Annotated in this window: 20 protein-coding genes; 7 read left to right on the forward strand and 13 right to left on the reverse strand. The window is 35.6% G+C overall.

Annotation, left to right across the window (positions count from 1 at the left end):
- Position 1: 1 nt before the first annotated feature.
- Together ACFYKX_RS23805 and ACFYKX_RS23810 are read right to left on the reverse strand one after the other, a co-directional pair.
- Complete coding sequence (locus ACFYKX_RS23805) at positions 2-718, reverse strand: (Fe-S)-binding protein (protein WP_389364250.1); 717 nt, start codon at positions 716-718, stop codon at positions 2-4.
- A gap of 203 nt (positions 719-921) precedes the next feature.
- Positions 922-1653 (reverse strand): FadR/GntR family transcriptional regulator, encoded by a 732-nt coding sequence (locus ACFYKX_RS23810; protein ID WP_389364252.1) that lies wholly within the window; start codon positions 1651-1653, stop codon positions 922-924.
- Positions 1654-1893: 240 nt separating this feature from the next.
- On the opposite strand from ACFYKX_RS23810, the gene ACFYKX_RS23815 reads away from it, so the two are divergent.
- Positions 1894-3660 (forward strand): B12-binding domain-containing radical SAM protein, encoded by a 1767-nt coding sequence (locus ACFYKX_RS23815; RefSeq protein ID WP_389364254.1) that lies wholly within the window; start codon positions 1894-1896, stop codon positions 3658-3660.
- A 168-nt stretch (positions 3661-3828) separates the two neighbouring features.
- Here ACFYKX_RS23815 and ACFYKX_RS23820 read toward each other — a convergent pair whose 3' ends face one another.
- Positions 3829-3969, reverse strand: a complete 141-nt coding sequence (locus tag ACFYKX_RS23820) for a hypothetical protein (protein ID WP_389364256.1) — start codon at positions 3967-3969, stop codon at positions 3829-3831.
- Between the two features lies 1 nt (position 3970).
- Positions 3971-4132 (reverse strand): hypothetical protein, encoded by a 162-nt coding sequence (locus tag ACFYKX_RS23825; protein WP_389364258.1) that lies wholly within the window; start codon positions 4130-4132, stop codon positions 3971-3973.
- Between the two features lie 177 nt (positions 4133-4309).
- On the opposite strand from ACFYKX_RS23825, the gene ACFYKX_RS23830 reads away from it, so the two are divergent.
- Positions 4310-4660 (forward strand): DUF3905 domain-containing protein, encoded by a 351-nt coding sequence (locus tag ACFYKX_RS23830; protein ID WP_389364260.1) that lies wholly within the window; start codon positions 4310-4312, stop codon positions 4658-4660.
- A gap of 43 nt (positions 4661-4703) precedes the next feature.
- Here ACFYKX_RS23830 and ACFYKX_RS23835 read toward each other — a convergent pair whose 3' ends face one another.
- Positions 4704-6059 (reverse strand): TrkH family potassium uptake protein, encoded by a 1356-nt coding sequence (locus tag ACFYKX_RS23835; protein WP_389364262.1) that lies wholly within the window; start codon positions 6057-6059, stop codon positions 4704-4706.
- A 359-nt stretch (positions 6060-6418) separates the two neighbouring features.
- Between ACFYKX_RS23835 and ACFYKX_RS23840 the strand changes: the two genes are divergently transcribed.
- From ACFYKX_RS23840 to ACFYKX_RS23855, 4 genes are all read left to right on the forward strand, one after another.
- The gene (locus ACFYKX_RS23840) at positions 6419-7531 is read left to right on the forward strand and encodes a CdaR family transcriptional regulator (protein ID WP_389364264.1); all 1113 of its coding nucleotides are present in this window, start codon (positions 6419-6421) and stop codon (positions 7529-7531) included.
- Between the two features lie 111 nt (positions 7532-7642).
- Positions 7643-9055: a glycolate oxidase subunit GlcD gene (gene glcD / locus ACFYKX_RS23845; RefSeq protein ID WP_389364266.1), complete on the forward strand. Its 1413-nt coding sequence runs from the start codon at positions 7643-7645 to the stop codon at positions 9053-9055.
- Positions 9052-10377: a (Fe-S)-binding protein gene (locus ACFYKX_RS23850; RefSeq protein ID WP_389364268.1), complete on the forward strand. Its 1326-nt coding sequence runs from the start codon at positions 9052-9054 to the stop codon at positions 10375-10377. The genes glcD and ACFYKX_RS23850 overlap by 4 nt, the downstream gene beginning before the upstream one ends.
- Positions 10378-10557: 180 nt before the next feature.
- Positions 10558-10761 (forward strand): small, acid-soluble spore protein, alpha/beta type, encoded by a 204-nt coding sequence (locus ACFYKX_RS23855; RefSeq protein ID WP_389364269.1) that lies wholly within the window; start codon positions 10558-10560, stop codon positions 10759-10761.
- Positions 10762-10791: 30 nt separating this feature from the next.
- Here the strand turns inward: ACFYKX_RS23855 and ACFYKX_RS23860 are convergent, their stop codons facing one another.
- From ACFYKX_RS23860 to ACFYKX_RS23895, 8 genes are all read right to left on the reverse strand, one after another.
- Positions 10792-11877, reverse strand: a complete 1086-nt coding sequence (locus ACFYKX_RS23860; RefSeq protein ID WP_389364271.1) for an anti-sigma factor domain-containing protein — start codon at positions 11875-11877, stop codon at positions 10792-10794.
- On the reverse strand, positions 11874-12632 hold the full coding sequence (sigI, locus tag ACFYKX_RS23865) for an RNA polymerase sigma factor SigI (RefSeq protein WP_389364273.1): 759 nt from the start codon (positions 12630-12632) through the stop codon (positions 11874-11876). The genes ACFYKX_RS23860 and sigI overlap by 4 nt, the downstream gene beginning before the upstream one ends.
- A gap of 158 nt (positions 12633-12790) precedes the next feature.
- A complete protein-coding gene (locus ACFYKX_RS23870; RefSeq protein ID WP_389364275.1) occupies positions 12791-14116 on the reverse strand; it encodes a DUF5667 domain-containing protein in 1326 nt (441 codons plus the stop codon).
- A 181-nt stretch (positions 14117-14297) separates the two neighbouring features.
- Positions 14298-14771: a hypothetical protein gene (locus ACFYKX_RS23875; protein ID WP_389364277.1), complete on the reverse strand. Its 474-nt coding sequence runs from the start codon at positions 14769-14771 to the stop codon at positions 14298-14300.
- A gap of 153 nt (positions 14772-14924) precedes the next feature.
- Complete coding sequence (locus ACFYKX_RS23880; RefSeq protein ID WP_389364279.1) at positions 14925-18218, reverse strand: efflux RND transporter permease subunit; 3294 nt, start codon at positions 18216-18218, stop codon at positions 14925-14927.
- Positions 18219-18398: 180 nt separating this feature from the next.
- The gene (locus ACFYKX_RS23885) at positions 18399-18893 is read right to left on the reverse strand and encodes a protoglobin domain-containing protein (RefSeq protein ID WP_389364281.1); all 495 of its coding nucleotides are present in this window, start codon (positions 18891-18893) and stop codon (positions 18399-18401) included.
- Positions 18894-19009: 116 nt separating this feature from the next.
- Positions 19010-19489 carry a GNAT family N-acetyltransferase gene (locus tag ACFYKX_RS23890; RefSeq protein WP_389364283.1) on the reverse strand — a complete coding sequence of 160 codons (480 nt, stop codon included), beginning with the start codon at positions 19487-19489 and terminating at the stop codon, positions 19010-19012.
- Positions 19467-20501, reverse strand: a complete 1035-nt coding sequence (locus ACFYKX_RS23895; RefSeq protein WP_389364285.1) for an EAL domain-containing protein — start codon at positions 20499-20501, stop codon at positions 19467-19469. Before ACFYKX_RS23895 ends, ACFYKX_RS23890 begins: the two co-directional genes overlap by 23 nt.
- Before the next feature lie 360 nt (positions 20502-20861).
- Between ACFYKX_RS23895 and ACFYKX_RS23900 the strand changes: the two genes are divergently transcribed.
- The coding region (locus ACFYKX_RS23900) for a transposase (protein WP_389364287.1) at positions 20862-21085 on the forward strand (224 nt) is incomplete at its 3' end.

Below are 21085 nucleotides of genomic sequence, written 5' to 3' on the forward strand. Positions count from 1 at the left end.
ATTAACGGTTGTTTAGAACCTCTGCTATATGCAGGACTTTTATCGGTTTTCCCTTTCTCACAATACGTCCACCAATGTTCATTAAACAACCACCATCAGCACCTATTAAGAAGTCAGCCTCCGTTTCTTCAACATGCTGGACTTTTTCATCCACCATTTGCTCAGAGATTTGAGCCATTTTCACTGAAAACGTTCCTCCGAATCCACAACATTTTTCCTTTCCTGGTAGCTCAGTGAATTCCAGACCTTTAACATGACTTAAGAGTTTCATCGGTGCATCCTTAACACCTAGTAATCTCGTCATATGGCATGAAGTATGGTAGGTTGCCCTTCCATTAAATTTAGCACCAACATCCTCTACCTTTAACACATCCACAATAAATTGCGTTAATTCGTATGTTTTGTCAGCAAGAGCTTGAGCTTTCTGCTCCCACTCCTGATCCCCTTTAAAAATATGAGGATATTCCTTAAACATCGTTGCGCATGAGCCTGAAGGGGAAACGACGTACTCAGCATGTGAAAAAGCATTTATCATTCTTTTCATGGCTTCCTTTGATTCCTTCACATACCCACTGTTATAGGCTGGTTGACCACAGCAAACTTGGGATTCAGGAAAATCAATCTCACAGCCAAGATGCTCTAATAATTCAACAGTCGCTTTTCCCACATTCCCTTGAAACATATCTACTATACATGTAGCAAAAAGGGTAACTTTCATTTGTCCTCTCTCCTAAAACCTTCATTTTTATTTTGCAAAAAATTCAGTCAACCGGTCATCTGATGACCTAAGCTTATATATACAAAAATATTAATAGTTCAACTATAACAGAATTTGTTCATAGTGGGATTTATTTTTTTGAACATTCTTAAAACAAAATGAAAGGGTCTAATAGCTTTGAATTTACTAAATGCCGATAATATTTATAAATTCGAATCAGGTTTATCTTGAAAATAATCATTTAAAAGGTTTTCTACATTTTCAAGATGTTTTAGCATACAAGAACGAGCCTTTTCTTCATTTTGCTCCTCAATGGCAACATAAATAGAAAGGTGCTCTTCGTATAGTTTCTCACTCGTTTCATCTTTCGAAAATAACCAAAGTCTCCTAGTTTCTTTCATCGTCTTTACCATTAATTCTGATACATGGTTTAACAAACTTACTAATAATGGATTTTGTGAAGCGTTTGCCAAAGCTAAATGGAATTCTAAATCTGATTTTTCCCCTAGTTCTTCATTACCATATGCTATTTTCATTTCATTTAAAGCTTTTTGCATGGACTCTAGATTTTCTTTAGAGCGATTCTTCGCAGCAGACGCTGCAGCACCAGTTTCAATAATTTTTCGAACTTCTAAAAGATTGATGACATCCTCTTTATTCATTAAAATGGCTGTCGTAAGTGGCATCGTGATTTGGCTTGCCTCAAACCCTTTAATATAAGTGCCTTCTCCCTGCTTCATTTCAACAAGTCCCATCGCTCTCAGAGCACTTAGTGCCTCCCTAATAGCCGAACGTCCTACTTGAAAGTTCTCAGCTAGCTGTTGAACAGAATCAAGCTTATCCCCTGGTTTTAAATCTCCATTTTTAATCATAGTTAAAAGTGTATCAGCCACTTCTTCGTATATTTTTTTAGGCTTTATTCGCTTATATTCCACGCTTCTCACCTCTCTTATCTACGGTTACATATCTTGTATAAGATTAATTATAAGGCTATTCATTACGATAAGTAACATAAAATTTACAAGCCATATGAACTTTCCATTGAGCCATTGATTCCTTTCTATGTTTTGCCTTACCCCATCATGGTTAAAATGTGGTAGAATGGGATTTTGGAATGAAAACAAAACAATTTTTAAATAAATTTTATGAATCCTACCTAGAAGGGGTTAGAATAGATGAACATTATTGCAGCTACTTTAAATGCAAAATATATTCATACCAATATTGCCATCCGATATTTGAAGGCATACGCTCAACCAGAGTTTGATATTCAATTAGTTGAATATACGATAAAAGATCCTACCATGAACATCGTCACAGACCTTATTCAGAAGAAGCCTACGATTATCGGATTTAGTTGTTATATTTGGAATATTGAAGAGACCATTAAAGTCGTTAAGATGATTAAAAAGATTGATCCTTCTATTACTATTGTCGTTGGTGGCCCAGAGGTAACTTACGATGTACAAGATTGGATGGAGCAGGTACCTCAATTTGACTTTGTTGTAATTGGTGAAGGAGAAGAAACATTTAAGCAACTCTTGACTTCAATCAGAGATGGCGGTGAAGTTAGCACCATTCCAGGTATTGCTTTCCGACATGAAGGAAAAATCAGCATTAACCCACAGAGAAATAAGTTAGATTTGAAAGAACTTCCTTCTATTTTTAGATTTGAAGAGGACCTTCCACATCTATCAAAACGAGTGATTTACATTGAAACAAGCCGTGGATGTCCATTTAGCTGTCAATTCTGTCTTTCTTCCATTGAAGTAGGGGTTAGATATTTTGACCGTGAGAAAGTGAAGGATGATATTCGCTACTTAATGAAAAATGGAGCAAAGACCATTAAGTTCGTGGACCGCACATTTAATATTAGTAGAAGTTATGCCCTAGAGATGTTTCAATTCTTGATTGATGAGCACCTCCCAGGTACTGTTTTTCAATTTGAGATAACCGCCGATATCATGAGACCAGAAGTAATTGATTTCCTAAATAAAGAGGCACCTCCTGGATTGTTTAGATTTGAGATTGGTGTACAATCAACAAATGATTATACAAATGAACTTGTTATGAGAAAGCAAAATTTCGAAAAACTTACTCGTACCGTTACCATGGTTAAAGAAGGACAAAAAATTGCACAGCATCTTGATTTAATCGCTGGGTTACCAGAAGAAGATTATGATTCATTTAAGAACACCTTTAATGATGTATTTGCATTGAGACCAGAAGAACTTCAGCTAGGTTTCCTAAAAATGCTAAGAGGAACAGGATTACGCCTGCGTGCAGAAGATCACCAATATATCTATATGGATCACTCCCCATATGAAATCTTAGGAAACAATGTGTTATCCTTTGATGACATCATTCGAATTAAACAGGTGGAAGATGTTCTTGAAAAGTATTGGAATGATCACCGAATGGATCACACGATCGAGTATTTAGTAACGAATTCATTTACATCTCCATTTGATTTCTTCCAACAATTTGGATCATTCTGGGAGGATAAGGGCTGGTCTCGAATTGGGCACCAGTTAGAGGATTTATTTAAGAGATTATATGAGTTTCTACAATCTAAGAAGCTTAAGGACCTAGATATCGTTGTCGGTCTGATGAAGCTTGATTACCTATCAAATGCAAAATATAAACCTAGAAAGCCTTGGTGGGATCCAAGCTTTGAAAAAGATCAACGCTCAGTCATATATCAAAGTATTTTACAAAACCCTGCCCTACTTGGACAAGAGTTTGTAAAACTAGGTTTGCAGGAAAAAGAGCTCTATAAACACACGATGCTTGAAGAATTAGCATTCAATTTAAACGAATATATGTATTCAGGGAAAATAAAGCTGGAAAACACACATTTACTTGCTTATTTTGATCCTGCAAACGAGAAGACGCTTCTGTTTGGTTGTAGTGGTGAAAAAACAACTGCTAATCAAGGATAATTAAATAATTTTAGGTCAGACACATTTTTAGTGCCTGACCTTTTTGCATATGCGGGTGGGTATTCGACTACATTTAAATTCTTTTCGGCAAGTTCTAAAATAAATCGGCGACTCTGAGATTTTTTCGGCTACTTATGGGACAATATCGACGACCCTCAGTACCATTCATCAGCAATCCTCTTTTTTACTTTCCTTCTTCTTTTTATCTTTGTTCATATATGGAGTTTCTAAATGCTTAGCTGCATTAAAATCACCAAACTCAATACCAAACTCGACGTTAGATGCATCTTTTTCTTTCTTGTTTTCCATATTACGCTCTTCCCTCTCTACCATGCTTCGAATTGCGGTTAAATCCTTTCATATCATTTTCACCGTTACTAAATTCCGGGGTAAAATCAGATTCCTCCAAGTTTCTCTTAGGGGTTTTACTATATTTCTCAACAGCATTATGTTCTGCTTTTCTTTTTGCCATTTTTTTCATCCTCCTTGATTAAACATTATTTCGTTATTAGTTTGAGACTTGTCTATCCTCTTTATTTCTGCCTTTTTTTACAAAAGAAACTAGTTCATAAAAAGAAAGATAATACAGAAACTATGCTTAATTGATTTTTCCAAACAATCAACAATGACGGAAAAAAGGATGAGAGAAATGACGAAAAAAAAGAAAAAGCAATTCGAAAAGGTTTCAATAGATGAGACAATGCCTCACCAAATTAATTCTCCCGACTTTAAAGATACAGGTATTAAAATGGAACCACCTTTTGAGAATTCTCATGGTGTAATCATTGGAGATAGTAAGTACTCCTCCCCCAACTCTCCATTAGAACAATGGTCAGAGGACACCGATCCCGCTATCATGTCTGGAGATGAATGGGTCCACCCAACTAATGATATAGGCTGGAATACAGCCGAAAACAGAGAATTAATCGAAAGCAAGAAACCTCCAAAAGGGTATCCGTTCATGCATCCAACAAAGGATGTTAGTCACGGGAAAGACTAAAATTTTGGCATAACAAAAATCCAGGGATTATCCCTGGATTTTTTTATCCAATAATTACACGCTCTTTTGGATAATGATATTTTGTTTTCTTTTCTTTACCACCAATCATAAATAAGAACGATAGTAGCCCAATTCTTCCAATAAACATTAAAACCATGATGACACACTTACCAATAGTAGATAAGTCTGGCGTTATTCCCATCGACAGTCCTGTTGTACCGAATGCAGAACAAACCTCAAAGAGGATTTCGATGAAAGAGTGTGACTCTGTGATGGAAAGAACCGTTACGGATACAAAACAAAGTGCTACGGCAAGTAATGAAACAGCAAGAGATTTAATGATATCTTCTTCATGCAATTCTCGATTAAAAACCTTAATATGGCGGTTTCCTTTTGCAAAATGATATAGAAATAAAATATTGAGGGCAAAGGTAGTTGTTCTAATCCCTCCACCAACAGAACTTGGTGATGCCCCTATAAACATTAGTGCGCTCATTACAATCAATGTCGGTTCAGCAAATTCACTTACATCAATAGTAGCTAGGCCACCACTTCTTGTTGAAACGGACTGGAAAAATGCATAGAAAAATGACTTATGCCATGAAACATCCTGAAAAGTGTTCTTCCATTCAAAAATCAAAATAAAAATAGTTCCGAAAATTAATAATCCAAGAAAAGTAACAGATGTTAGCTTTGTAAAAAGTGAAAATCTAAAGGTAAGATTTTTCTCTTTCGGAAATAAGAACTGCTTTAATTCGATTAGCACCGGAAACCCAATTGCACCTAAGGTTATTAAAACAATGTTAATCAGCTGAACAAAATAATCGTCAGCAAACGGAATTAATGATTGGCCAGTGATATCAAAGCCCCCGTTAGTGGTTGCACTAACCGAAGCAAATAATCCATGTAAAAAAGCCACTTTCCAATCATCATAATAATTTAAAAAATAAAATCCTAGTATTAACATTCCTATGAATTCTATAATTAAAATTATTTTTAATATTTCTTTAATCAGATTAACTAATCCTGCTAAGCTTGTTTGATTATGATCCACCATAATCAATCTTCGTTCTTTCAACCCAATTTTCCTACCAAGTAATAACCAGAAAAAGGTTCCTAAAGTCATTACCCCGATACCACCAAATTGTAGAACAAACATCAATACAAAAACGCCATAAACACTGTATGTTTCTGATATGTTAATGACCGTTAAACCTGTTACACTAACAGCACTTACTGCTGTAAACAAAGTATCTATAAATGAAACTTCTACACCAGGCTTATGTACAATGGGAATACTGAGGAGAAGAACGGATACGCTGACAGCTAAAAAATAATATCCGACAATCGCTTGGGCAGGTGTAAGTTTATTAATTGCAAGTTTTAAAGAATGCCACATGTATGTAACCTGTCCTTTCGGTACTTTATAAACCTATAATAAAGAATCAGACCTAATATTGGAAGGCTTAGGAAATGATTTACTTAATATATTCTAGACTCGCGAAATACTTTTTCATAAATAAAGTGATTTAGTGCGATCTATATTCATTACTATAATAGAACATTTTACAAATATAACAAAATTACTAGCAAAAATAAACTCCTCTTTATATTACACATTCCCCTTGATCTCGAACATGGGCAATCGTTTCAATTAAAGTCTAGATAGAACTTTATGGAACTAAACGAAATAGTATCTCCATATACATTAAAAGCTTATATAATAGAATTATTCACAGGCCGGAAGGAAGTCATTTAATGCTTATAAGAGAGCTTGCAGAAAAGGTTGTCGCTGAAGTTAGAAAACTTCTTACTGAAGATATTATCGTAGTTGATACGACTGGAATTATTATCGCTAGTACTGACCCAAAGAGAATTGATACGTTTCATGAAGGTGCTTTAATTGCTTGTAAACAGAAGGACAAAATCGTTATTTCAAAAAAAGATGAAGCCATCTTACAAGGAGTCAAGGCTGGAATTAACCTACCCGTTTTCTTTCAAGGAGATGTTATTGGAGTCATTGGAATTACTGGTACCCCAGACACCGTATCACCTTATGGAGAAATTATCCGAAAAATGACAGAACTATTAATCAGTGAGAGTTACTATACTGAACAGTTGGACTGGCAATCCAGAACAATGGAAGCTTTCCTCTTCGATTGGATTCAATTAAGAGACTGGGATTCTACGTTCATTAGTCGTGCAAAGTTACTGAATATTAACCTTGAGCTGAATCGAAGGATCATGATTGCTGAGTTTAAACACGAATCCTTTCATCTCCATCGAGAAGCATGGGCTTCAGTATTTACTTGGAATGAACTTGGTAATGATGATTTGATTGTTCGCTGGGGGAATAACCGAATTATATGTATATTTGCAAATGCGGAATATCAAAGTAAAACATATTTTAAAGAACGAGTTATTAGATTTCAACATTTCTTAACTGAACAATTAGGGCTGCCTATAACAATCGGAGTAGGAGCAGTTGTCAATTCTGTAAAATTGTACGAGTCGTATCAGCAAGCAGAAAGAGCAATCAAATCAAGTACCATTAATAATAGGATTGTCTACGATGAAGATTTAAGGTTAGAAATGATCCTTGAAGAAATTAAACGCGAAACAAAGAACGACTTTATTCAAAGAACGATTGGGAATCTTCTAGAGGATAAGGATTTGGAGTATACGTTAAGGGCACTTCTTGATCAAAACTTTTCGCTAAAAAATACGGCTGATGTACTTCATGTTCATATTAATACCTTACATTATCGTCTAAAGAAGATTAGTGAACTGACAAATTTAAACCCTCGGCATCTTGATGACTTGTTTTTAATTTATTTGGCATTTGTTTTGTTAGATAAACATACAAAATAATTCTTATTTCAATCATATTTTTCGTATAGTTATCCATAGCGGTTCATGCCGCTTTTTTTTATACTTTAAGGAAAGGTAATAGTGAAAGCGCTTATACGGGAGAGTGGGGAAATGTTAACTACAGATATAAAACATAAACTTATTTCAATTGTTGGTCAAGAAAACTATGAGGATAATAAAGCCAGTAGACTGGTGTATTCTTACGATGCAACACCTAATTTCCAATCCTTACCAGATGCTGTTTTAAGCCCAAGAAATACGAATGAGATATCAGCAATCGTTAAAGTATGTAATGAGTATAAGATTCCGATTGTCCCAAGAGGCTCTGGTACCAATTTATGCGCAGGCACATGTCCTACAGAAGGCGGAATCGTCCTTCTTTTTAAACATATGAATAAAATCATTGAAATTGATGAAGAAAACTTAACCGTTACCGTACAGCCAGGAATAATTACCCTGAACATGATTCAAGAAGTTGAAGCAAAAGGATTATTTTATCCTCCTGACCCTAGCTCCATGAAAATTTCCACGATTGGTGGAAATATTAACGAAAATTCTGGTGGTTTACGGGGTCTAAAATATGGAGTAACTAGGGATTATGTTATGGGATTAGAAGCAGTCCTTGCAAATGGAGATGTTATTAGAACAGGTGGAAAGCTCGCTAAAGATGTAGCTGGCTATGATTTTACTCGCTTATTTGTTGGGTCTGAGGGTACATTAGGAGTTATTACTGAGGCAACTCTCAAACTTATTCCACTCCCTGAAACGAAAAAGACAATGCTTGCCCTGTATCAAGATATCGATGCAGCAGCTCGCTCGGTATCTAAGATTATTGCCAATAGAATCATCCCAGCTACCTTAGAGTTTTTGGATCAACCTACCCTTAAAGTAGTTGAGGCTCATGCTCAAATCGGGTTACCTACCGATGTTCAAGCCGTGTTATTAATTGAACAGGACGGCCCACCGGAAGTTGTTGAGCGTGATATGTTTAGAATGGCTGAAATCTGCAAGCAGGAACAAGCGATCTCCGTACAGGTTGCTAAATCAGAAGAAGAAGCTGAAGCACTCCGAACTGCACGGCGAAATGCATTGTCAGCACTCGCTCGCCTAAAACCAACCACCATTCTAGAAGATGCTACTGTTCCACGGTCAGAAATTGCCCGTATGGTTAAAGCAATCAATGAAATTGCAGAAAAGTATGACTTAACTATTTGTACATTTGGTCATGCAGGCGATGGAAACTTGCATCCAACATGCCCAACTGACGTAAGAAATCATGAAGAAATGGAAAGAGTTGAGAAAGCTTTCGAAGAAATTTTTATAAGAGCAATTGAATTAGGTGGGACCATTACAGGTGAACACGGCGTTGGGGTTATGAAAGCACCTTATCTTGAGTTAAAGCTCGGTGCACAAGGGATTGCTGCTATGCAGGCAGTTAAATCCGCATTAGACCCTAATAACATCATGAACCCTGGGAAGGTATTTGCAAAAGAAAGTAGAAAACGAGTGGTGGTAACACAATGACGACACTTAAAGAACAGCAAGCCATTCAAAAAGAATTCCAAAGTCGAATGGATGAGAATGAGTTACTAAATTGTATGAGATGCGGTTTTTGTTTGCCCTCATGCCCAACTTATATAACATCTGGATACAAGGAAACCCATTCACCACGCGGTCGTATAGCGTTAATGAAGGCTGTGGTTGATGGATTAATTGAGCCAGATGAGGATGTTGAACGATCTCTAAACCTCTGCTTGGGCTGTCGAGCTTGTGAACCTGTTTGCCCATCTGGAGTGAAATATGGTCATCTTCTTGAAGAAGCACGGGACATTATCAATCAAAATAAAAAGCATTCTCTTCCTGTTCGTGCCGTACGTCACATCGTTTTTGAAGAATTATTTCCTCACCAGAACAGGATGCGAACTGTAACTGGACTTTTAGGAATTTATCAAAGATCTGGACTTCAAACATTTGTCAGGTCAGTCGGTTTTATGAAACTTTTTCCTGATAGCATGGCAACAATGGAAAAAGTCTTACCCAAGGTACCAACGATGAAAGAGATGAAAAACCGTCCAGAACATGTCGAAGCCACTGGTGAAAGAACGAAAAAAGTAGCCTTTTTTACTGGGTGTCTAATGGACACTATGTTCCTTGAAACCAATAATGCCACAATAAAGCTCCTACAACTTGCTGGTTGTGAGATTGTTATTCCTAAAAACCAAAATTGCTGTGGGGCACTTCACGGACATAGCGGGGAGAAAGACGGTTCCAAGGAGCTTGCAAAAAGGAATATTGTCGCTTTTGAGGAATTGGACGTCGATTATATCATAACCAATGCTGGGGGATGCGGTGCCTTCCTAATTGATTATGACCATTTATTAAAAGATGATCATGAATGGAATGATCGAGCAAAAGCATTTACAGCTAAATTAAAGGATATTACCGAAATCCTTTATGAAGTTGATTTTCATAAAAAACAGAATTTACAACTTCCTTTTCAGGTAGTCACATATCAAGATTCCTGTCACTTAAGAAATGTAATGAAAACAGCTTCTGCACCACGTTCTCTTATAAAGTCAATTAAGGGAATCGAATTTAAAGAGATGAAAGATGCGGATCGATGCTGTGGTTCGGCAGGCATTTACAACATCGTCGAATCTGAGATGTCTATGCAAATTCTTGACTACAAAATGGAGCAAACCAAGGCATCGCATGCTGCCACTATTGTTACCGCAAACCCTGGATGCCTTTTACAGATGAAGCTTGGTATTGAAAGAGAAAATATGAGCAGTGAAACACGTGCGGTTCATATTGTTGATTTACTGTTAGAAGCAGTTGAAACTTGAAAATAAAAAAAATAAAAGCACCTGAAATAGGATTAGACTCTTTATTCAGGTGCTTTTTTATTATTAGCTTTTCTTTGTGTAATTACGAAAACATTTCCACTTATGAAATAAATTCTTTGCCTAATACTATATTTACAGAGAAAAAATTCTCTGCAGTACCAAGAAAGGAGTTGAGTTTAAATGGCATCAAGTAGTAACAAATTATTAGTGCCTGGAATTGAACAATATTTAGATCAAGTTAAGTATGAAATCGCTCAAGAATTTGGTGTGAACTTAGGTTCAGATACAGTTTCTCGCGCAAATGGTTCAGTAGGTGGAGAAATTACAAAAAGACTTGTGCAACAAGCTCAATCACAACTTTCTGGACAATTTAATCAAAAATAACTGAATATAGATATGGACAAAAAAGTCCGGCTATTCGCCGGACTTTTCCTCTGGATTATTATTTTGCTTTTTTCCTTTAGATTCGTTGTTCTTTTCTTTTTCTTTATTAGCTCGCTTATTTTCTTGTTCTTTATCTTTACCTTTATTATTTTTTTTTTCTTCTTGTTGTTCTTTAGCTTTTTTGCTATTTCCATTCCCTTGGTCCTTCTTTTCCTGACCAGGAGGTACAGATTTATTATTCTGATTTTGCTGTTCCTTTTCTTCCTTCTTCGTCAGCCCTTTGTTCTCGTTTACTTTTTTATCTTTGTTGGCATTTTGACCATTTGCTTTACCATTCATTTTATTGTCGCTTGGGTTATTAGGTTTATTTTCTTTAGGTTTATTCTTATTAGGTTTACTCTCATTAGGTTTATTCTCATTAGATATAGAATTTCCATTTTCCTTTTTTGATGCTTTGAATTTCCCTACAGTAACCCCATTTTCCTTAGCTTCAGTTCTTTCTTCTTTTGTAGCCTCAATTGCTTTGATAATTACCTTTTCTTTTTCTTCTTTAATTTCCTGCTTCAAAGTATTAACAGTTTTTGTTAATCTTTGGTCAATTTCTTCTACTCTCTCTCCTATATAAACAGTTCCTATAACAACACTATTTTGTTCTTTTAGGAAGCCTTTTTCTTTCACTTTTGTTAGGATAAGCTCAGTAACAGCTGAAATATTTTGTTTTTCCCAATCTTTAATTTCGGAAATGATGTTTTCTGCACTATCATTATAAGGTATGAGTTCAAGTACTTGTAAGTCTTCATTTACTGCTAACTCCAGACTTGGGTTGATGTCAATCGACATATATGCGTACACTTCGTTGCTATTATAAAAAGGGATAAAAGAAAAAATTAGCAACATACAAGCTAGGCTAACAGCAACAATTGATTTTCCTCTAAAGGTTTGAAAAAAGTTAAAGATACCTATCTTTTTTCTATCTTCAACCTCGATTGGAAAAAAATTAATTTCTTGCCCTATGGCATAGCCAACATTTGTATTTCGGGCTCGTAAAAATTCACCATCCGGGGTAAGCATTGTTAAAAATTGTTCATTCACTTCCATTATAATTCCTTTTTTCACGCTTCCAGCACCCCCTTTATATAATCTTTTAAGTATAAATAATCACCAATTAAAATTAAGGAAATAGCAATAATATATTTACGATTCCGTTCAATTGTCTTTCTACTAACATCTACTTGATCCTCTAACTGCTTTATGGGCAACCTTTTTTTCTCTAATAAGATATTTCGCAACTCATCATTATGTACGAGAGTATTAGCTACCTCAATAGCATTTTTTCTAGCATCTGCATGCTTAGGAGATTGTTGAAGCAAATCCTGAAACGAAAGATCAAAATCAATTAGAACTTGAGAGAACTGCATAATCTCATTTCTTCTTAACTCTTCCTCAGTCTTCTTACGATAATCATCAATAGACAAATTTGCCTCAATAGACGATTGCGGAAGTTCATCCTCTGAGTCATTCTGATTATTAGTATCAAAACTTAAGTTTTGATGCTTAGCTTGGGTCCGAATATAGTCAATAACTCTTCTCTTTATAAGTACCTCAGCGAAGCTTAAAAGGGAATTCCCCTTATCAGGTGCATATTTTTGGATAGCTTCATTAAAAGCAATAAGACCAATACTAAATTCATCATCAGTTTCATTAATATATCTTTTACAAACTGAGGATACAGCCTTTGCAATAAAAGGCTTATAGGAATCTATAAGGTCGTTTTGTAGATCTGCATTACCCTGTTGTATTTTAAGAACAGTTTCTTCTATATTGTTCTTTTTCTTTTTTGCTAAAAAAAGCAAACCTAGCAATAGTCTCACCTCTCTATTGTCACAATATATCATACGATACATGATGCAATTTTTTAAGGGTAAGCTATTGGAAAAAATTTTTCATAAACATTTTTAACGGAAAGTTACTCAATCATTTTAAAAGAAAGCTCCATTTGGAGCTCTCTTTTTATTAAATTAGCAAAGAATTATTCCTTACCGTTTCCTTTTTCACCGTTGTTACCTTTTCCTTGGCCCTGTCCGTTTCCGTTACCTTTTCCTTGGTTCTGTTTTGCCTGCTCTTTCATTTCTTTACCTTTAGTCTTTGCTTCTTCTTTTACTTTTTTCGCTTCTTCTTTCAATGCTGCTTTTTGCTCTTTTGCTTCAGCTTTTATTTCTTTAGCTTTTTCTTTTGCTTGAGTTGCTACCTCTTTACCAACAACTGGTACCACTGCTGTTTCAGTGCCTTCTTCAACCTGTTCTTCATCATTACTTTCAGAATCTGTTGTTTCAGTTGTTACTTCTGTTTCAGTTGTTACTTCTGTTTCGGTAGTTACTTCTGTTTCGGTAGTTACTTCTGTTTCAACAGACTCATTAGTGCTTTCCTCTATATCTGACTCTACTGCTTCTACTTCAAGTTCTGCCAATTTTTTTGCAAGCTTTGCGTAGCTTCTTTCAATGTTTCTTTTTAAAGCAGCTTTTGCAACAGGATTTTTCACCTTTTCCATTGCTGCAGTTAAAGCAATAATGTTTTGAGAAACTAATTTCTCAACTTCTACATATGGATTTTCTTCAGAATCCTCAATTTGCTCATCTTCAACAACTACATCTTCATTTGTTTGATCTTCCTCAGTTGTAGTTTCTTCTTCAGTAGCAACTTCTTCAGTTGTGCTCTCTTCGTCAGTTGCGTTCTCTTCGTCAGTTGATGTGTCTTCTTCGTCAGTTGATGTGTCTTCTTCATCAGTTACGTTTTCATCTTCAGTTTGCTCACTGTCATCCGAACTTGCATCTTCTTCAGAATCAGCATCCTCATTACTCTCGGTTGGATCTGATGGATTGTTTTCATCAATAATTTCTTCTGCATTCTGTAAAGATTCTAATGCTTTTTCAATAAGTTCTAGTGCTTTTTCTTCTTCACCAGCTAAAAATAATGCTTCAGCTTCCATTAAACGCTCATTTGCGTAAGTAGCCCATAATTCAGCTTCTTTTACGTCATCAATCGTAATTGCCAGTTTAATTTTTTCTAAGGCAATCTTTGCAAAGTAGAAAAAGCTTCCAGGTACTAAAGAAGGTACTTCTGTTTCAGTTTCTACTTCCTCTTGTACATCACCTTCAACTGAAGTAGTTGAATTATCTGTTACAACTGTAAGTCCTGCATCAGCTTCAGTAGTTGTTGATGTTTCAGTTACTTCAGTTGTAGTTCCTTCACCTGTATTTGCACTTGCAATAGTTGAAAATGTAAATGTACCTGCTAAAACAACTGCTAGTGTACTTTTTGCGATTTTATTAAGTTCATTGCTTGATAAAAATTTCATGTATGATTCACCTCTATAGTTTTTAGCGGCCGCTGCTTTCACTAACACTTTACGAATCGGGGAGTGTCATTTCTGGGGGTGTATTCTAAAACATTTAATTTTAATTTAACTTTTTTGTAATAAAAGACCATGTTCTTTTCAAAAAAAAAAAAGACTTTTCCCTTTTCGAAAAGTCTTTCTCTCATGCTTGATTCATTGTTTTACTTTTAAGTAAAAAATACCGTATGAGTCCCCCAATTAGTAATCCTGGAATGAGGAAGAGCATAGGAAGAAAAACAGGTCCAAACATTACTCCAAAAAGCCTTAAAGTGGTTGAATAGATCAGTCCTACTGTCACAAAGTAAGCTCCGAACACAAAAGGTAGATAAGAATATTTCTCTGTTTCAGGCATGGCATGACGATACGCGTCCCACATCGCATACATATAAAGACAAGGATAGAACATTAACCACTGATAGTCGACTACATGAATCGCTTTGGATATTTCCCAATGGAAACTATGGATAATGGCAACATTAAAACGACTGTTAACATTTATTACGATCTCTAAAACTAAAAAGAGAAATCCAACAATTATTCGACCTGTTAATAATTGACTAAATCCTGGTAAAGCCACGTTCCATAGTACTGCTTCTAGTTTATTAAGTTTTTTCATATAATTTTCACCAGCTAATATTCGATAATGTTATTTTTCACTATATTCTTGGGAGTTATTACAATTTTCTTAGACCATTTACTGACAAGATTCGACAAACCTTCTATTACTATACAAAAGACCTCTCCATTCAGGAAAGGTCTTCTTACATTTTTATTCTTTATCATCTTCTCGATTCGGTTTTTTATTTTCGATTTGTTTTTCATCTTTAACAAGTCTTAGCAATTCTTCTAAAACATATGCCATTTCTTGTCTGTCGTATTTTCTATCATCTTTTACTGGAAGATTCGTTTCTTCTTCTGTGACATGAACTTCTTTTTTCTTCCTTTCAATCCGCTCTTCAAGCAAATAAGCAGGAATAAGATGACCATCAGGTGTTGCATACATCTTGTTCAACCTTCTTGTGTCTTTATCAAAGAAGCTGTAAACTACAGGAATAACAAACAATGTTAAAAATGTACTACTAATTAATCCCCCAATAACCGTTATGCCCATAGGCTGATTGATTTCAGTTCCTTCACCAATTCCTAGTGCCAAAGGTATTAATCCTAAGATTGTAGTCAGTGCTGTCATTAAAATAGGTCTTGCACGGTCTTTAACCGAAATAACTATTGCATCATATGTTTTAATGCCTTCTTCTTTCTTCTGATTAATATAATCAACAATCACAATGGCATTATTTACAACAATCCCGGCAAGAACGATAATCCCAATAATCGCGGTTAAACTTACCGGAGTTCTGGTAATCGTTAAAGCAATGGCGACTCCAATGACCATCAATGGAACTGTAAACATTATGACAAAAGGGTATTTTAATGATTCAAACTGTGCAGCCATAACTAGGTAAATGAAGACGATTGCTAAAAGAAAGGCCATCAGCATATCGTCAATGGATGATTCTAATAAATCTCTGTCTCCGCTAAAGACTATTTCAGTCTCTTCAGCAAGATCAAGGTCAGCAATTTCTTCATCCACAAGTGCTGAAATTGCACCTAGGTTTGTGGAATCCTTATATCTAATCGTGAACTGTACAGCGTCTTGTTGATTAATTCGTTGAATATTAACTGGTCCAGTTCCTTGTTCAATATTCGTAACTTGATCTAGAGTAATGTAATTGCCATCAGGCTTTTTTAATAGTAATTTTCTTAAATTGTCTAGGTTCTGAGTGATCTCTGGGTCATATTCCACATATACGCCATAAATATTTGATTCTTCATCGATGATTTGTGTTGCTTGGTTGCCACGTGTAACATCATTTACTACCATCGCAATGGCAGCTGGTGCTAGCCCTTGATCAAAAGCTTTATCTCGATCGACTGTAATTTGTACCTCTTCTACAGTATCCATTAAGTCGGTAGTAATCTCTGTTACATCATCCAATTCCTTCAATGAATTGTAGATGCTGTTTACTGACTCATTTAATCTTTTCTCATTTAAGTCTCTTACACTAAATGAGAGTGTGTTTGGAGTAGAGCCTGATGAAGACTGAAGATTAAACGAAAGTTCAGCTGTTTCATTAATTTTAAAAGCAGCTCTTTCTACTTCTCTTTTTACATTATCAACAAACTCAAAAGTAGATTGCTCACGATTTTCTAACTCTTTCATTTTCACATAAATTTCAGCAATGTTTGCATTTTTAGAGCCTCTAAATGACCCTTCTTGAGTTGTTCCAATTAAACTTACATACGTATCTATGTCACTCTTATCCTCAAACTGTTCCTCTATAGCAGAGACTACTTTTTCGGTTTCCGTTAATGCCGTTCCATTTTCAAGTTCAACTCGGATCGTAAAAAAGCCCTCATCTGTATTAGGTAAGAATTGAGTTCCGACCGTTGTAATCCCGTAACCTCCACCTGCTAATAAAACAAGCGTAATAAGAATGACAACGAGTCTATTTCTTAAAGCCCACTTTATGGAACCCTCTAGGGCCATCATAATACCTGATTCTTGTCGCTTCTCTTCAATATTCTTTTTAGGCGCTTTAAGCAGTCTACTCGCAAGCATTGGAACCACTGTTAAGGCTACAATTAACGATGCAAATAGGCTAAAAGAAATCGTTAATGCAAACTCAGTAAAAAGTTCTCCTATAATCCCTGTAATAAAAACAACCGGTAAGAAAACAGCTACAGTCGTAAGAGTGGAAGCGGTAATCGCCGCGCCAACTTCTTTTGAACCATCCCTTGCTGCTTCTTTTGGGTCTTTCCCCATTGATAGATGACGGTAAATATTTTCAATCACAACAATCGAATTATCAACAAGCATCCCAATACCTAGAGCTAATCCCCCTAATGTCATGATATTAAGGGTGAAATCAGCAAAGTACATGAGAACAAAGGTGAAAATCACTGAGTACGGAATAGCAATTCCAATAATAAGTGGGCTTTTAACGTTCTTTAAGAAAAAGAAGAGAACAATCATGGCAAAAACTCCACCTAATAATAGGGAGTTAGATATATTACCAATTGCTTGCTGTATATACTCACCTTGATCGAAAAGAATTTCTGACTCAATCTCTTCGTATTTTTCTTTACCTAAAAGCTCATCTAATTCGGAGATGAAATCCCTTGAAACGGCAGCAGTGTTTGCATCCGATTGCTGAAGCACACTAAGTAGTACGGAAGCTTCTTGATTCGTTCTCGTAATCGTTCGATCATCTTGTTTCTCTAATTGTACATTACTAATATCACTAAGCTTAATTTTTTCCCCATTTGCAGGATTAAGAGTTACCGTTAAATCTTTTAGTGTATCGACAGAATCAACAGTACTTATAATTCTCGTTGTTAGTTCTTTTCCACCTGTTAAAATCGTATCACCTGGCATTGAAATATCGTTCGCCTGGATCACATCCACGACATCTGACTGACTAAGATTAAAATCCCTTAATTTTTCTTGGTCAAGTTCTACTTTTACTTCCTTAATAGCCGTACCTGACAAATTAACGCTAGCTATTCCGTCGACTTTTGTAAGCTCTAGTTTTAATTGATCTGCAAGTTCCCTTAATGCTTCAGCATCTTCACTTGAGCTTAACGAAAGTTGAATAATAGGAAATTGAGAAGGGTCAAACTTTAGAAAGCGTGGTCTTTCTACACCATCAGGTAACATGGTTTGGTCTAAGCGCTGGATAATTTCATCTTGTACTTCATCAATATTAGTTGTCCAAGAAAATTGCATCAATATTAAATTAGCACTTTCTTGGGATGTAGATGTCATCGTATCTATTCCTGGAAGTGTAGCTAGATTGGCCTCCAGTGGTTTTGTTACTTTTTCTAACACTTCATCAGGACTTGCCCCAGGATAAGAGGTTACGACTACACCAACAGGTGGATTAATATCTGGGATCAGCTTTAAAGGAATATTTATAAGGGAAACGACCCCTAAAATTAATACTAGAAACATTGTAACTAAAGTAAAAATGGGACGCCTAATGGAAAAATTACTAATTTTCATCCAGAAACTCCTTTCACCCTTATATGACCGTTCAGTCAGTCACCTTAGATTTGTATGTACAAATATAACTATATAGAAGTAAAAATCTCGTTGCAAGCACTGTGCACAACTGGTTATTTCAATCCTGTGACAGCTTATTGTGGTTAAGAGAAAATAAAAAATGACAGTAATAGATCACTGTCATTTTAAACTGCTTTCATCACTATTTTCTTTTAACTTTTCATATTCTGCGAGACAAACCTGAGTATCAAACATAATGCGCTTTGTAAAAGCTTGGTATATCTCAATTCCCTGTTCCATATCTTTACAAAGGTTATATATTTCATCTAAGTATGTTTGAACTCCAGCTAAATACCATTCAGGATTTAGCCCGATTCGAAAATGAACATGGGCAATTTTTTGTACATACATAATATACACAGCGTCTATCTTGTCTGAAAACAAACTTCTATAATACATTGATTGTGTCTTTTTTACACGATCAAAGGTTGAGTGCTGATTTACGATTTTGTATAGTGTCTCATTTTTAACCACACGAATATAAAAGTTCATTACCACTTCATTCGTATATCTTTCAAAGAACTCTTTATGGTCATGAAGAAGGTCTAAATGCTCCTGCTTTAATCCAATATAATGAACAAGGTCGGTCCAGTTGGGGTCTACTTGTATCGACATAGAAAAGGCACATCCTAATATATAATTATTTATTATAAAGGATTTATGCCACTATGAAACATTATATTTCAATTTATCTTAAACTGCTTAATCAATTATCATTGATTTGTCACAATTTACCTCAATGGTTTTTCAAGTAAAATTTCATCCTTAATTGGAATGCCATAAAAACCCACTAAAGGGATCTCGGGCTTTATGATTCTAGCCTTTTCAATTGCATCTTTTAAAATGGCCATCATCCTGTAGCCTCTTTTCTGGTAAAACTTTAAAGCATCAATATTATCATTTGAAGTAATAAGGGTTATTTTAGGTATGTTCAGTTGAGAAGCCTCAGACTCTACTAACTCCATAAGATTAGACCCTATCCCCCTCTTTTCAACGATACTATCTAGAGAAATAATTTCTCTTTCTCCTTCTCGATCCACATACGTTACGAGACCAATTATTTGGTGCTCATCTGCTAGGCAAGCATAACCTGGTAAAGAGTCACATTGATATACCCCGCTAGAAATCACCATTTGACTACTTCCCCAATGCTCACGAAAAAAAGCTTCTAGTTTTTCTTTATCTACTTTATGTAAGTGAACGTACTCCAACTAATTCTCCTCCATTAATGGCGGGATTCGATGGTTTTCCGATAAAGTATCCTTGTGCTAAATCAACACCAATACTCTGACAGAACTCCAACTCTTCTTTTCTTTCAATTCCTTCCGCCAAAACTTTAATTCCTAGGTCTCTTGAAATCTGTAAAACGTTCAATAAAAATCTTTGTTTCTCACTATTTTGATCACAATGATCCACATAACTCCGATCAATTTTTACATAATCAGGGTTTAACAGTTTTAAAGTTTCTAGAGTGGAAAACCCACTACCTACATCGTCTAGTGCTACCTTCATCCCCTCACGTTTGTAGGTTGAAAGCACACTTTTCAGATGATCAATATCTTCAATTTTTTCTGTTTCTACCACTTCAAAGACAAGATCGTTCGGATTGATTTCATACAAGTCCACCAAATAAAATGTGTGTCTTAAACAAAAATCTGGATTGTAAATCGTTGAAGGTAAGAAGTTAATAAAACTTTTAACTCCTTCCTTAATGAATTTTTTTCGAGCTTTAATAGCCGCTTCTCTAGCCCGCTGATCTAATAAGGAAAGCATCCCTGTCTCTTCTGCAGCTTTAAATAACATACCAGGGGGGACAGGTTTTTCTTGGTTGGTTCTTAAAAGAGATTCATATCCATAAATTTGGTTAGCCTGTTGTAGGTCTATGATAGGTTGTATATGACTAATTAATTCACCATTTTGAATGACTTCCACAAGCTCCTTATTTGCCACCCTAGCTTTAAGATTTTTTAGGGTATAAGTAGTGTAAGGTTTTTTCGACTTTCTAGTTAATCCACATTTTATTTCTCTACATTTCTCTCCAAATTGCACTTCTAACTTACTTAATATATTTTCTAAGTTATGTATCGTATCATACTCATATCTCCAGCACTCATTGTCTTCCTTTTCAAAAGGTGAGGAGAGTTTTTCATGTGACCAAACAAATAAATAGCCCGAATGGTGTATCTGAAACGAAATACCACAGTGAACGCACTTATTATCCATATCCATACTCCAATAGTTTGACTTTACTTTTTATTTTACCAAAAAGGGAATAAGTTGGATAACAAGATGTCTTATAGAAGCTCATTATAAAAAAAACGATCCAAAACTGGATCGTTTCAGACTGTAGACAAACTCGAAAATTTCGAGGTTGCCTACAGTCCTTTTTTTATTAAAATAAAGTTATACTCTTGGTAACCGTTAATTTACGCTACGGGCGAACGCTTTCCGCGGGCGGGGCCGAGCCGCTTCCCTCGCTACGCTCAGTCCAGGGTCTCGACTTTCCCGCTTTTCCCGCTGGAGTCGTCGCCCTTCGCTCTAATCAACTAATTAAACTGTAATAATTTTTTGAGGTGACGTACGATGATGACTAAAAACCAATCCAATGAACGCGAACAATTAGAAATGCTCACGATTGATCAATTAGTTCCTGATGATCATTTAGTACGTAAGCTTGAGCCAGCCATTGATTTCTCGTTCATCTATCCCATGGTTGAAAACCTATATTCGGGGCTTGGTCGTCCAAGTATTGATCCAGTCGTTTTGTTTAAGATGGTATTCATACAATACATATTTGGGATACGTTC

Source organism: Cytobacillus spartinae (genome assembly GCF_042865285.1).
GTDB classification, from domain to species: domain Bacteria; phylum Bacillota; class Bacilli; order Bacillales; family Cytobacillaceae; genus Robertmurraya_A; species Robertmurraya_A spartinae.

What these genes read in the sequence shown, in the direction of transcription:
- glcD (WP_389364266.1), top strand. Translation starts at nt 7,643, where the DNA reads ATGTTAACTACAGATATAAAACATAAACTTATTTCAATTGTTGGTCAA.
- ACFYKX_RS23855 (WP_389364269.1), top strand. Translation starts at nt 10,558, where the DNA reads ATGGCATCAAGTAGTAACAAATTATTAGTGCCTGGAATTGAACAATAT.
- ACFYKX_RS23880 (WP_389364279.1), bottom strand. Translation starts at nt 18,218, where the DNA reads ATGAAAATTAGTAATTTTTCCATTAGGCGTCCCATTTTTACTTTAGTT.
- ACFYKX_RS23870 (WP_389364275.1), bottom strand. Translation starts at nt 14,116, where the DNA reads ATGAAATTTTTATCAAGCAATGAACTTAATAAAATCGCAAAAAGTACA.
- ACFYKX_RS23805 (WP_389364250.1), bottom strand. Translation starts at nt 718, where the DNA reads ATGAAAGTTACCCTTTTTGCTACATGTATAGTAGATATGTTTCAAGGG.
- ACFYKX_RS23885 (WP_389364281.1), bottom strand. Translation starts at nt 18,893, where the DNA reads ATGTCGATACAAGTAGACCCCAACTGGACCGACCTTGTTCATTATATT.
- ACFYKX_RS23895 (WP_389364285.1), bottom strand. Translation starts at nt 20,501, where the DNA reads ATGGATAATAAGTGCGTTCACTGTGGTATTTCGTTTCAGATACACCAT.
- ACFYKX_RS23840 (WP_389364264.1), top strand. Translation starts at nt 6,419, where the DNA reads ATGCTTATAAGAGAGCTTGCAGAAAAGGTTGTCGCTGAAGTTAGAAAA.
- ACFYKX_RS23820 (WP_389364256.1), bottom strand. Translation starts at nt 3,969, where the DNA reads ATGGAAAACAAGAAAGAAAAAGATGCATCTAACGTCGAGTTTGGTATT.
- ACFYKX_RS23830 (WP_389364260.1), top strand. Translation starts at nt 4,310, where the DNA reads ATGACGAAAAAAAAGAAAAAGCAATTCGAAAAGGTTTCAATAGATGAG.
- ACFYKX_RS23815 (WP_389364254.1), top strand. Translation starts at nt 1,894, where the DNA reads ATGAACATTATTGCAGCTACTTTAAATGCAAAATATATTCATACCAAT.
- ACFYKX_RS23835 (WP_389364262.1), bottom strand. Translation starts at nt 6,059, where the DNA reads ATGTGGCATTCTTTAAAACTTGCAATTAATAAACTTACACCTGCCCAA.
- ACFYKX_RS23825 (WP_389364258.1), bottom strand. Translation starts at nt 4,132, where the DNA reads ATGGCAAAAAGAAAAGCAGAACATAATGCTGTTGAGAAATATAGTAAA.
- ACFYKX_RS23850 (WP_389364268.1), top strand. Translation starts at nt 9,052, where the DNA reads ATGACGACACTTAAAGAACAGCAAGCCATTCAAAAAGAATTCCAAAGT.
- ACFYKX_RS23875 (WP_389364277.1), bottom strand. Translation starts at nt 14,771, where the DNA reads ATGAAAAAACTTAATAAACTAGAAGCAGTACTATGGAACGTGGCTTTA.